At 56.2% G+C, this 12,406-nt stretch carries 11 protein-coding genes; 8 read left to right on the forward strand and 3 right to left on the reverse strand.

Going from position 1 to position 12,406, the window contains the following annotated elements:
* Positions 1–37 precede the first annotated feature (37 nt).
* From gorA to BMW97_RS20650, 3 genes are all read left to right on the forward strand, one after another.
* Entirely contained in the window at positions 38–1,390 is a 1,353-nt protein-coding gene (gene gorA / locus BMW97_RS20640) for a glutathione-disulfide reductase (RefSeq protein ID WP_045909050.1), read from the forward strand.
* 135 nt (positions 1,391–1,525) lie between these two features.
* Entirely contained in the window at positions 1,526–2,707 is a 1,182-nt protein-coding gene (locus BMW97_RS20645) for a glycoside hydrolase family 5 protein (RefSeq protein WP_082087747.1), read from the forward strand.
* A gap of 199 nt (positions 2,708–2,906) precedes the next feature.
* Positions 2,907–4,556: an alpha,alpha-trehalase gene (locus BMW97_RS20650; RefSeq protein WP_024908843.1), complete on the forward strand. Its 1,650-nt coding sequence runs from the start codon at positions 2,907–2,909 to the stop codon at positions 4,554–4,556.
* A 59-nt stretch (positions 4,557–4,615) separates the two neighbouring features.
* Here the strand turns inward: BMW97_RS20650 and BMW97_RS20655 are convergent, their stop codons facing one another.
* Positions 4,616–6,205 carry an STY4199 family HEPN domain-containing protein gene (locus tag BMW97_RS20655; RefSeq protein WP_045909052.1) on the reverse strand — a complete coding sequence of 530 codons (1,590 nt, stop codon included), beginning with the start codon at positions 6,203–6,205 and terminating at the stop codon, positions 4,616–4,618.
* Between the two features lie 148 nt (positions 6,206–6,353).
* On the opposite strand from BMW97_RS20655, the gene BMW97_RS20660 reads away from it, so the two are divergent.
* A complete protein-coding gene (locus BMW97_RS20660) occupies positions 6,354–6,818 on the forward strand; it encodes a GNAT family N-acetyltransferase (RefSeq protein WP_090393113.1) in 465 nt (154 codons plus the stop codon).
* Positions 6,819–6,889: 71 nt separating this feature from the next.
* Positions 6,890–7,228 carry a lysozyme gene (locus tag BMW97_RS20665; RefSeq protein ID WP_045909054.1) on the forward strand — a complete coding sequence of 113 codons (339 nt, stop codon included), beginning with the start codon at positions 6,890–6,892 and terminating at the stop codon, positions 7,226–7,228.
* Here the strand turns inward: BMW97_RS20665 and BMW97_RS20670 are convergent.
* Both BMW97_RS20670 and BMW97_RS20675 read right to left on the reverse strand, forming a co-directional pair.
* Positions 7,207–7,809: a response regulator transcription factor gene (locus tag BMW97_RS20670; protein WP_045909055.1), complete on the reverse strand. Its 603-nt coding sequence runs from the start codon at positions 7,807–7,809 to the stop codon at positions 7,207–7,209. The two genes, BMW97_RS20665 and BMW97_RS20670, sit on opposite strands and share 22 nt — an antisense overlap.
* 154 nt (positions 7,810–7,963) lie before the next feature.
* Positions 7,964–8,722, reverse strand: coding sequence for an SDR family NAD(P)-dependent oxidoreductase (locus BMW97_RS20675; RefSeq protein ID WP_045909056.1), 759 nt, complete (start codon positions 8,720–8,722; stop codon positions 7,964–7,966).
* Positions 8,723–8,841: 119 nt separating this feature from the next.
* Here BMW97_RS20675 and BMW97_RS20680 point away from each other — a divergent pair, with 119 nt between their 5' ends.
* The 3 genes from BMW97_RS20680 (at position 8,842) to BMW97_RS20690 (ending at position 12,400) form a co-directional block, all read left to right on the forward strand.
* Positions 8,842–9,741: a LysR family transcriptional regulator gene (locus BMW97_RS20680; protein ID WP_045909057.1), complete on the forward strand. Its 900-nt coding sequence runs from the start codon at positions 8,842–8,844 to the stop codon at positions 9,739–9,741.
* A 50-nt stretch (positions 9,742–9,791) separates the two neighbouring features.
* The gene (yhjD, locus tag BMW97_RS20685; RefSeq protein WP_045909058.1) at positions 9,792–10,817 is read left to right on the forward strand and encodes an inner membrane protein YhjD; all 1,026 of its coding nucleotides are present in this window, start codon (positions 9,792–9,794) and stop codon (positions 10,815–10,817) included.
* Positions 10,818–11,077: 260 nt separating this feature from the next.
* Entirely contained in the window at positions 11,078–12,400 is a 1,323-nt protein-coding gene (locus BMW97_RS20690) for an MFS transporter (RefSeq protein WP_023617091.1), read from the forward strand.
* The last annotated feature ends 6 nt before the right edge of the window (positions 12,401–12,406 follow it).

Consider the following 12,406-nt stretch of genomic DNA (forward strand, 5'->3'; position numbering starts at 1 on the left):
ATACAATCGCGGCAATTCACGATTAAGGACAAAAGCTATGACTAAGCATTATGACTACATCGCCATCGGCGGCGGCAGCGGCGGCATCGCCTCCATCAACCGCGCGGCCATGTACGGCCAGAAGTGCGCGCTGATTGAAGCCAAAGCGCTGGGCGGCACCTGTGTGAACGTGGGTTGTGTACCGAAGAAGGTCATGTGGCATGCGGCGCAAATCCGTGAAGCTATCCACATGTATGGCCCGGACTACGGCTTTGACACCACCATCAACCACTTCGACTGGGACAAGCTGATCGCCAGCCGTACCGCCTACATCGACCGTATTCATACCTCCTACGACAACGTGCTGGGCAAAAATAACGTCGACGTTATCCACGGTTTCGCTCGCTTCGTTGATGCGAAAACGATCGAAGTGAACGGTGAGACGATCACCGCCGATCACATCCTGATCGCTACCGGCGGTCGTCCAAGCCACCCGAACATCCCGGGCGTGGAATACGGCATCGACTCCGACGGTTTCTTCGAACTGCCTGCCCTGCCAAAACGCGTTGCCGTGGTGGGCGCGGGTTACATCGCGGTGGAGCTGGCTGGCGTGATTAACGGTCTGGGGGCTGAAGCGCACCTGTTCGTGCGTAAACACGCGCCGCTGCGCAGCTTCGATCCGCTGATTGTTGATACACTGGTTGAAGTGATGAACACCGAAGGTCCAACACTGCATACCAACGCCGTGCCAAAAGCGGTCGTAAAAAATGCAGACGGCAGCCTGACGCTGGAGCTGGAAGATGGCCGCAGCCAGACCGTCGATTGCCTGATCTGGGCGATTGGCCGTGAACCGGCGAACGATAACTTCAACCTGGGCGTGACCGGCGTGAAAACCGACGAAAAAGGCTATATCGTCGTCGATAAATTCCAGAACACCAGCGTACCGGGCATTTACGCGGTCGGCGACAATACCGGTGCGGTTGAGCTGACCCCGGTGGCCGTTGCGGCGGGTCGTCGTCTTTCCGAGCGCCTGTTTAACAACAAGCCGGACGAGCATCTGGACTACAGCAACATCCCGACCGTGGTCTTCAGCCACCCGCCAATCGGCACCGTCGGCTTAACCGAGCCGCAGGCGCGCGAGCAGTATGGCGACGAGCAGGTGAAAGTGTATAAATCGGCCTTCACCGCGATGTATACCGCCGTCACCTCGCACCGTCAGCCGTGCCGCATGAAGCTGGTCTGCGTCGGTCCGGACGAGAAGATTGTCGGTATCCACGGCATCGGCTTCGGCATGGACGAGATCCTGCAGGGCTTCGCCGTGGCGCTGAAGATGGGCGCAACGAAAAAAGATTTCGATAACACCGTGGCAATCCACCCAACGGCGGCGGAAGAGTTTGTGACCATGCGTTAAGGGCTTTTCGCAGGAAAGCACGTCATCAAAACTGGCCTTTGCGGGCCAGTTTTTTTATATGGCTCGATAATTTAAAGACAAAGCCTCATCATCCCGGCGAATATAAAATCATCATCACGCTAAAAAGGAATTGAGATGAAAGCGCTTATCGGGTTGACCCTACTTCTTTTTTGCTTTGCTGCCTCCTCATCCGATCAAATCACCTTCTGGGATACCCCTCAGCACGGCGGAAACAGCTTTAACCGCCTGCCACCCACGCAGGAATACTATGACGCGCTGCGAGGCTATGGCGCGACGTGGGTTCGCCTCTCTTATGATAAATGGAAACCTGCCGGGAGAGATTTTCTTCTCGGCAACGCCGACGGCTACCGTGGGCTCGAGGCCGCAGACCTCGCGACGCTCAAAGCCTCCATCAGGAAAGCCCACGCGGCCGGGCTACAGGTCGTTATTGCCCCACTCTCTTTACCCGGCATGCGCTGGGCGCAAAATAACAATAACCAGTTTGATGACCGCATCTGGCAGGATAAAAAATACTGGCAGGAAGCCGCTCAGTTCTGGCGTGATTTGGCCCAGGCCCTGAAGGACGAACCGGGCATTGCGGCCTGGAACCTGGTCAATGAACCCGCGCCTGAAAAAAGAGGCAACATTAGCGAGCAGGCGTCGCCAGAGGCGTTAAAAACCTGGTATCAGCAGCAGCAAAGCACGGCGCGTAACCTTCCCGCTCTCTACAATCAGATTATTGCCGCCATCCGCGAGGTCGATGCCACCACACCGATTATGGTCGATGGAGGCTGGTACGCCTCCGCGCGTGGTTTTTCTGGCTGGCCGTCCGCGCTTGAGGATAAGCGGGTGCTCTACAGCTTCCACATGTACGAGCCCTATGATTTCACCAGCGCGCCAAATGCACGCCGCAAAGTGCCGTTCGACTATCCCGGCATGGTCACGTTCGGCGGTAAAAAGGTGAAATGGGACGCTACGGCCATAGAGAAATGGATGAACGCGCCCTTTGACTGGGCGAAACAGCACGGTGTTCCGGCCAACCGGGTTGTCGCGGGAGAGTTTGGCTGCGTTCGTACGCTGCAGGGCTGCAGGCAGTGGCTTAAAGATGTCCTGACCGTCCTCGACAAACATCATGCACACTGGGCATTTTATGCGTTTCGTGAAGATGCCTGGGACGCCATGGACTATGAGCTGGGAAAAAAACCGGTGCCGTGGGCCTACTGGAAAGCCATTGAGGATAACGCACCTGATACGCTCAAGCGCCATTCTACCGAGGAATTTGAACCGATTGCTACGCGGCTAAAACAAGGCCTTTGATCCGGCAGGCTCGCCTCTTGTTCTGTAGCCTCTCCTGGAGAGGCTACTGTTAACATACATAAATCGTTGCAAAACGAATGCTCCGAAAATAGTGATCTACCGCACATATTCCTCCCCCTCTACCGAAGCGAATGTCTACGCTTATAAGACGCCCGGATAAACCTGTCTTTTGAACACACAACCGGAGGTCCCTATCACCATGTTCAACCAGAAACTACAGGCTACCGAGAACATCGAATTCGAGATTGCAGAAGAGCTGCGCTACGAGACCGATCCCTGCGAGTTGAAACTGGATGAAATGATTGAGGCGGAGCCGGAACCCGAAATGATCGAGGGGCTACCCGCCTCCGATGCGTTGACGCCCGCAGACCGCTATCTTGAACTGTTCGAGCATGTGCAGTCGACGCGGCTGTTTGCGGACAGCAAAACCTTCCCCGACTGCGCGCCGAAAATGGATCCGCTGGATATCCTGATCCGCTACCGCAAGGTCAGACGCCACCGGGACTTCGACCTGCGCCAGTTTGTGGAGAACCACTTCTGGATGCCGGAAACGTTCGGCACCGAGTATGTCTCCGACCCGGGCCTCTCCCTGAAGGAGCACATTGATAACCTGTGGCCGGTGCTGACGCGCGAGCCGCAGGATCATATTCCCTGGTCTTCTCTGCTGGCGCTGCCGCAGGCCTATATCGTTCCCGGCGGACGATTCAGCGAGACCTACTACTGGGATTCCTATTTCTCCATGCTGGGGCTGGCGGAGAGCGGTCGTAACGACCTGCTGAAGTGCATGGCGGACAACTTCGCCTGGCTGATTGAACGCTACGGGCATATCCCCAACGGCAACCGTACCTATTATCTCAGCCGCTCCCAGCCGCCAGTCTTTGCGCTGATGGTGGAACTGTTTGAGGAGGACGGCGTGCGCGGTGCGAAACGCTATCTGGATCACCTCAAAATGGAGTACGCCTTCTGGATGGACGGCGCGGAGTCGCTGCTGCTTAACCAGGCCTACCGCAGCGCCGTGCGCATGCCGGACGGTTCATTGCTCAACCGCTACTGGGATGACCGTGATACCCCGCGCGACGAATCGTGGATTGAGGACGTGGAAACCGCGCGCCACTCGGGGCGACCGCCAAACGAGGTCTATCGCGACCTGCGGGCGGGGGCGGCGTCCGGCTGGGACTATTCGTCCCGCTGGCTGCGCGATCCGTCGCGGCTCGCCAGCATCCGCACGACGCAGTTTATCCCCATCGACCTCAACGCCTTCCTGTTCAAGCTGGAAAGCGCCATTGCCAACATCTCGGCGTCGAAAGGGGACAAAGAGACGGCCGACCTGTTCCGCCAGAAAGCCAGCGATCGTCGCGAGGCGGTGAACCGCTATCTGTGGGACGAGGAGAGCGGCTGTTACCGCGACTACGACTGGCGACGTGAAGAGCTGGCACTGTTTTCTGCCGCCAGCATCGTGCCGCTGTATGTCGGTATGGCGACCCATGAGCAGGCTGAGCGCCTGTCGGATGCGGTCAAGGCACGACTGCTCACGCCGGGCGGGATTCTGGCGACCGAGTATGAAACCGGCGAGCAGTGGGATAAACCCAACGGCTGGGCGCCGCTGCAGTGGATGGCGATTCAGGGGTTCAAGCAGTATGGCAACGACTCGCTGGGGGATGAGATCGCCTGGAGCTGGCTGCATACGGTGAACCATTTTTATCAGACGCACCATAAGCTGATTGAGAAGTACCACATCGCCAGCAGCACCCCGCGCGAAGGTGGCGGGGGTGAGTATCCGCTGCAGGACGGTTTTGGCTGGACAAACGGCGTGGTGCGGCGGCTGATTGGGTTGTATGGGGAGCCTTAAGCAGGGTGCGGTCTGGTGCCCTCACCCCGGCCCTCTCCCACTGGGAGAGGGAGAACAACTTAGCGGATCACCTCATAAATGGCGCTCTGAATGGACTGCCATTTTTTGGTGGTGGCATCCGGCTGTGACTTCGCACGCCGTGTGGCCATGTCGAGATCGTGCTGCTGGCGTTTCACCACCGCAGGCACGGTGCAGAAAGCTTTGAGGTACTCTTTACGTACCGAGGTCAGAGACTCGCCGTTCGACATTGCGTGGCTGAGCGTATTGATGAAGCGCCGACACGGCTTTTCCTCCACCATGTTTTGCCGGTAGCGTAACATCAGCTCCAGCACGTCGTCATAGCCTGCCGACATCGCCTCTTCGGTCCAGGACAGCTTCCAGTCCATACCGCCCTGCAAAAAGAGCTGGGTCACGCGGGTGTCATTGCGGTTAATGGCCGAGCGGAAATTATTCTCGTCCCAGGTCACTCCCATCCGCGTGAGCGTTTCGCGCGAGGAAGGCGTTTCACGCATTTCCTGTGGTGGTGCCGCTTCAGCCGCGCTGACGGCCGCAGGCTGCGGTTTACTGCTGGTCACCAGCCAGAATCCCCCGGCCACGATGGCAATCACCATAACGCCAACAGCCCCCCATAACGCACCGGAAATGAGCTGCTCGCGTTGTTCGGGGGTGCGCGGCGCGCGCTGGGTCGGCTTTTCAATGGTGTCGCGGACTTCAAACAGATCCCCGCCGGTGACCCGATCCATTTTCTGCGCCTTTTCCCAGAAGGTATGCAGTTCGCTGGCATCTACCGCCATGAATCCCGCCGGATTGACGCGCGTTCTCCCCTCTTCAAACGCGCGTTGAACGGGCCGCGCGATCTGTGCGTAGTAGTTATCCAGCAGCTGAATTTGCGCCGAGCTCAACGTTTTCTGAACGGTGATGTTGTTGCGAATTTGCCGAATGTCATCGAGGAAGGTTTGCAGTGTTTTACGCGGTTCAACCAGCAGCGTCAGCATGGACGGATCGCTGAACAGCGAAGCGTAATAGCGGCTGAACTCCTTTTTATCCACCAGCATCTGTGCCAGCTCGCTGAACATCATGCCGCTCAGCACATCGTTGATCTCGCCCAGCTTCAGCCAGCGCCGTACGCGATCGGCGTTAAACAAAGTCTTGAGATGGTTGTTCAGCTTGACCTGATCGGGCCAGGCCTGCTGGATGAGCCCTTTTATCATCAGCTCTATCGCCCGCACCTGCTTGTGCGCCTGCTGCTGCTGGAGTTCGCTGCCCGGAGACAGCTCCGTGCTGTAGGTCAACAGCGGCTGCTGCAGGCGAAGGTGCTCCAGCGCGGTGACAAAGCGCATCGCCGCAATCAGCTGGTTTTCACTCACATCCTGTCCGCTTTCATACTGCGGCACGCGCTGCTGCAGCAGGCGCAGCTGGAGCGTAAATTCCGACATCTCGGCATCATTCAGGTTGAGTTTTTTCGCCACGGCTCCCCAGCCGCCCAGGGCTAATCGCGCGCTGTCCAGTTGTTCCAGAAACCAGCGTGGATCTTTGCCCTCAGATGCATGTACATTCAGAAGAAGCAAAATTTCCACCGACGCATGGCGAATGACCGCCAGACAGTGTTCGAACTGTTCGCGAATATGATGTGATGTGCTGAGAGTCATTGTTTTCCTTAAGCGACAACGAAGACATCCGGAATGGGCACGAGACGGCCTTTTTTCTTTTTATTTATACGCGGTTAACCATACCTGACTTTCTGTTGAAATAAAGTGACAACCCTAAAATCATTTAAAAAGTGTCAGGAGAATCTGAATGCCCGTTTTAATTACCCCTCGCCTGAACTGCTCACCTTTGCAGGAAGAAGACTGGCCCTTTTTTCTGGCATTACAGCAACATCCCGACGTCATGCGCTTTGTGGCGGAAGACCGCCTCGTCGTGCGTGACGCCGCCTCCCGGGCCCCGCTGGGTGTCACCGGGTATATTCATCGGGAGGTGGATTGTGCCGAAGTGGGTTTCCTTTTCGCCCCCGAGGCGCAGGGAAAAGGCTACGGCTTCGAATCCCTGCAGGCGCTTTGCCGCTATGCCTTTGAAGAAGGCGATATACGCCGACTTACCGCCACCGTCACGGCGGGCAATATCGCCTCACGACGTGTGCTGGAAAAAGTCCGCTTTCGTCTGGAGGGCGAATTACGCGAAAGCTATTTCCTTGCGGGGCATTGGCATAATGACTGGTTATTTGGTTTATTGCGGCATGAATATCTGAATAACAAGGCGTGATCAACAGCCATTTGGCGGATATTTCTCGTAAGCCGTTTCCTCTACAGTGTCGCCATTAAGAGGAAACGAATATGAAAGAGCATGGGCTGAAAATATCATCTGCCGCCATCGCGTTAATAAAAAAACATCAGGGTCTTTCTCTGGAAAAATATCGTGACGAACACGGATTATGGGTTATCGGCTATGGCCACGTTATCCGTGACCAGGAACATTTTCACGGTCCTGTTACACCGCTGGAGGCAGACCATTTGCTGCATGAAGATATACGGCTGTGTGAGACGCTGCTGCGGGAAAATCTGACACGTCCATTAACCCAACAGCAGCATGATGCGCTGGTCATGATGATATTCAGTTTCGGAGAGATAACGTCGCTCCCCGACGCGCTTATTCAGGCCGTCGCCCGGGTATAGTACATGGCTGCCTGCGTTCTGTTTTTCACGTCCAGCCGCCGGAAAAGCGCCTCAAGGTGCGCTTTTACCGTGGCTGCACTGATGTTGAGATTGCGGCCAATCTCTTTATTTGACTCCCCCGCCGCCAGTAGTTTCAGCACTTCTCGCTGGCGCTCGCTTAAGGATAATAACGCCTGAGGCGACGTCGGCTCTCGGACCCACTCTCCGGGAAAACAGATCATCCCTCGAGATACCGAATCCAGCACGGCGGAAAACCGTTCGGGACTGGCATTGCGGGGAATAATGGCCATGACGTTTCGCTGTCGCAGTTGCTCCACCCATCTGGCCTCTTTTTTCGCCAAAACCAGAATCACGCGTATCGCCGGAAAGCGATGCACGATCGCTTCCAGCAAAGCGCTCCCTTCGTCCTGAATTAAATTCCCATCAATCATGACGATAGCTGACGGCGAAGCAGAAGCCTGAGCCCATAAATCTTGTGCCTGACAGGTCCCCGTTATAGTTATTTCCGGGATTAGCGCCTGAAGACTGTGTATCGCTCCGTGAATAAAGAGTGACTGCCTGTCAAACATGATTACTCGCATCGTTTTTTCCCCTCTGAGAATAGCGAAGGGGGATTCTACAGAGGCGTTATTTAAGAAAAAACTCAACGAATGGAGCCGTTACAAATCCCCAGTGTTCTTTATATCTGTCAGTATCTGGACACATTCGTCTTAAGGATTTCCTTAAGCGCATACATCACAGGAACATGCCGCCTGAGACTTCAATACGTTGCGCAGTCATCCAGCCCAGTTTGTCGCTGAGCAGTGCCGCAATGGCATCGCCAATATCGTCCGGCAGCCCCACCCGTCCCAGCGCCGTCTGGGATGCCAGCATCTGGTTCAGCTCCGCGTTGTCGCGCACGCGTCCGCCGCCAAAGTCGGTTTCGATCGCACCGGGCGCAATGATATTGACGGAAATACCGCGCGCCCCCAGCTCTTTCGCCTGATAACGCGTCAGCACTTCCATCGCCCCCTTCATCGCCGCGTAGGTTCCCGAGCCCGGCTGGGTAAAACGGGCCAGTCCGCTGGAGACGTTAAGGATCCGTCCGCCGTCGTTAAGCAACGGCAGCAGGCGCTGGGTGAGGAAGAAAGGTCCTTTGAAATGAATGTTCAGCGCCTCATCAAACTGGGCTTCTGTCGTGTCGGTGTAGGGCGCATATAAACCCGTTCCGGCATTGTTCAATAAATAGTCAAAGGTTTCACGCTGCCAGACGGTTCGGAGGGTTTCCTGAAGCTGTTGGGCAAAATGATCAAAACTTGTGACTTCTCCGACGTTAAGCTGTATTGCCGCCGCGTTAACGCCTTTTTGCTGAATTTCATGCACAACCGCCAGCGCTTCCTGCTGGCTACGGTTGTAGGTCAGCACAATTCCCGTGCCGTCTGCCGCCAGCTTTAAGGCCGCGTTTTTACCCAAACCACGGCTACCACCCGTCACTAATGCGATACGTTCAGTCATCATAAACCTCGTTTTGGCTGTTATGGAGATTGAGTAAGAGCTTATTAGGTGATAGAAGATCAATAAAGGTGGGTTAAAACGCTTCACTGTTTCATCGGAAACAACAATGAGCTTCATCTATGGATAAAATTCACGCAATGCAGCTGTTTGTCCGCGTCGCGGAACTGGAGAGTTTTTCCCGCGCGGCAGAAACTTTAACGCTGCCAAAAGGCAGCGTTTCGCGGCAGATTCAGGCCCTGGAAAACCGGCTTGGCACCCAGCTATTGCACCGCACCACGCGTCGCGTCAGCCTGACGCAGGACGGCATGGTCTATTACGAACGGGCAAAAGATCTGCTGGCAAACCTTGATGAACTCGACGGGATGTTTCAGCACGATCCCTCCAGCATCAGCGGACGGCTTCGCGTGGATATGCCCGTCGCCGTTGCTCGAAATTTAGTCATCCCCAAACTCCCTGCGTTTCTGCAGCATTATCCGGGCATTGAGCTGGAACTTAGCAGCAGCGATCGTCTGGTGGATGTAATCCGCGAAGGGTTTGATTGCGTGGTACGCGTCGGCACGCTGAAGGATTCAGGGCTTATCGCCCGACCGTTGGGCAAGCTGTCGGTGATTAACTGCGCCAGTCCGGACTATCTGGCGCGGTTTGGCTACCCGGACACGCTGGACGATTTAGGCTCGCACGCCGTCATTCACTACACCGCTATGCTGGGAACTCGCCCGCAGGGCTTTGAGTTTTATAACGGCAGTGCGACGCAGTGGATAAAAACAGGCGGGGTATTGACCGTTAACAGCACCGAAACCTACCAGGCTGCCTGCCTCGCCGGGCTGGGCATCATTCAGGTTCCGCGGGTTGGGGTGCGAGATTTGCTGCGCGCGAAGAAGCTGGTTGAGATCCTCCCGCAATACCGGGCCGAACCGATGCCTGTTTCCCTGATTTATCCCCACCGGCGCAACCTCTCCCGCCGGGTACATCTGTTCATGGAGTGGCTGACCGAACTCACAAAAGCTTACGTGGACTAGTCGCAAGCTATAATTCAATAACATCCAGCCAAACGAAAAGGAAAAGACGCGTGACGCCGGAAAACAACCCGCAACGACCCACCCAACATTTAGAGTATGAGCCCGTCAAAAAGATGGAAACCGGGCCTGAAGAGGCCAGGTCCCCTGGTACCGCCAGTAAAGCACTGGGGACCGTCACCGGCATTGTCGCCAGAATTCAGCAGTTTCCCATGATTGCGCATCTGATACGCGCGACCGAACGCTTTAATGACCGCATGGGAAACCAGTTTGGTGCCGCCATCACCTATTTTTCCTTCCTGTCGATGATCCCGATCCTGATGGTGTCGTTTGCGGCGGCCGGTTTTGTGCTCGCCTCGCACCCGACGCTGCTGCAGGATATCTTTAATAAGATCCTGAATAACGTCAGTGACCCAACCCTTGCCAGCACGCTCAAAAGCACCATCAATACCGCCGTGCAGCAGCGTACCACCGTCGGTATCGTCGGCTTGCTGATTGCCCTTTACTCCGGCGTTAACTGGATGGGCAACCTGCGCGAGGCCATTCGCGCCCAGTCGCGCGACGTCTGGGAGCGCAAGCCGCAGGATCAGGAGAAAATCTGGGTTAAGTATCTCCGTGATTTTGTTTCGCTGATTGGCCTGCTCGTCGCGCTCATCGTGACGCTTTCCATTACCTCCGTGGCGGGCTCCGCGCAGCAGATGATCATCTCCGCGCTCTATCTTGATTACATCGAATGGCTGAAGCCCGCCTGGCGCAGCATTGGGCTGGCGATTTCTGTCTTCGCCAACTATCTGCTGTTCTTCTGGATCTTCTGGCGCTTGCCCCGTCATCGTCCGCGCAAGAAGGCGCTGATCCGCGGCACGTTGATCGCGGCGATCGGCTTTGAGGTGATCAAAATCGTGATGACCTACACCCTGCCGTCACTGGTGAAATCCCCTTCCGGCGCGGCGTTCGGCTCGGTGCTGGGGTTAATGGCGTTCTTCTATTTCTTCGCACGTTTAACCCTGTTCTGCGCAGCATGGATTGCCACTGCCGAGTACAAAGACGACCCGAGAATGCCGGGTAAAACGCACCGGTAACGCTACTCCCGGGCTGAAATTTCAGCCCGATTCATCATTTCAGCATATAAATCCAGTCCGTAACTTTTATTTAACCGAAAACCAGTTTTAATGACTGATATTTAAAATCTGTGAAGCATTTCATAGACGTGTTTTGGCTGGCCTGAAAATTATCCGCTTTTTGTTGCTTTTATCACCAGGTCGCGGCTTTGTTACAGATTGAAATGTCGCTTTTGCTGTGCGTAATATGGCCTTTCGTTCGACAAAAATAAGAAAATATTATGCAAGCAACCGCCACCACACTCGACTCAGAAACGGAAAACGTTCCGGTAAATTCGCGCAATAAAGTTGTCGTCGCCTCGCTGATTGGCACCGCCATCGAGTTCTTCGACTTTTATATTTACGCCACCGCGGCGGTCATCGTCTTCCCGCACATTTTCTTCCCGCAGGGCGATCCGACGGCGGCCACGCTGCAGTCCCTGGCGACCTTTGCTATCGCGTTTGTTGCGCGTCCGATTGGCTCCGCGCTGTTTGGACACTTTGGCGATCGCATTGGGCGTAAAGTGACGCTGGTGGCCTCGCTGCTGACGATGGGGATCTCCACCGTGGCCATCGGCCTGCTGCCGACGTATGAGACCATCGGCATTCTGGCGCCGGTCCTGCTGGCGCTGGCGCGTTTTGGCCAGGGTCTGGGCCTGGGTGGTGAATGGGGTGGCGCGGCGCTGCTGGCCACCGAGAACGCCCCGGCGCGCAAGCGCGCGCTGTATGGTTCTTTCCCCCAGCTTGGCGCACCGATTGGCTTCTTCTTTGCCAACGGGACGTTCCTGCTGCTCTCCTGGCTGCTGACGGATGAACAGTTCATGAGCTGGGGCTGGCGTATCCCGTTTGTCTTCTCAGCCGTGCTGGTGCTGATTGGCCTGTACGTGCGTGTTTCTCTGCATGAGACCCCGGTTTTCGCGAAAGTGGCCGCGGCGAACAAGCAGGTGAAAGTACCGCTGGGCACGCTGCTGACCAAACACGTGCGCGTGACCGTGCTGGGCACGTTTATCATGCTCGCCACCTACACGCTGTTCTACATCATGACCGTTTACTCCATGACCTTCAGTACCGCCGCCGCGCCGGTTGGGCTGGGTCTGCCGCGTAACGAAGTGCTGTGGATGCTGATGATGGCAGTGATCGGGTTTGGCGTGATGGTTCCGATTGCGGGGCTGCTGGCGGATAAGTTTGGTCGTCGCGCGAGCATGATTACCATCACCACGCTGATCATTCTGTTTGCTCTGTTCGTCTTCCCGCCGCTGCTGGGTTCAGGCAGCCCGGCGCTGGTGATGGCCTATCTGCTGATTGGCCTGAGCCTGATGGGGCTGACCTTCGGCCCGATGGGTGCGCTGCTGCCAGAGCTGTTCCCAACGGAAGTGCGTTATACCGGCGCGTCGTTCTCCTATAACGTCTCGTCTATTCTGGGCGCCTCCGTAGCGCCGTATATTGCCACCTGGCTGCAGGCAAACTATGGTCTGTTCTATGTGGGCGTCTATCTGGCGGCCATGGCGGCGCTGACGCTGATTGCGCTGCTGCTGACGCACGAGACGAAGCACCAGGCTCTGTAAGCTAAT

Source organism: Enterobacter sp. NFIX58, from assembly GCF_900110475.1.
In the GTDB taxonomy this organism is placed as follows: domain Bacteria; phylum Pseudomonadota; class Gammaproteobacteria; order Enterobacterales; family Enterobacteriaceae; genus Enterobacter; species Enterobacter quasiroggenkampii.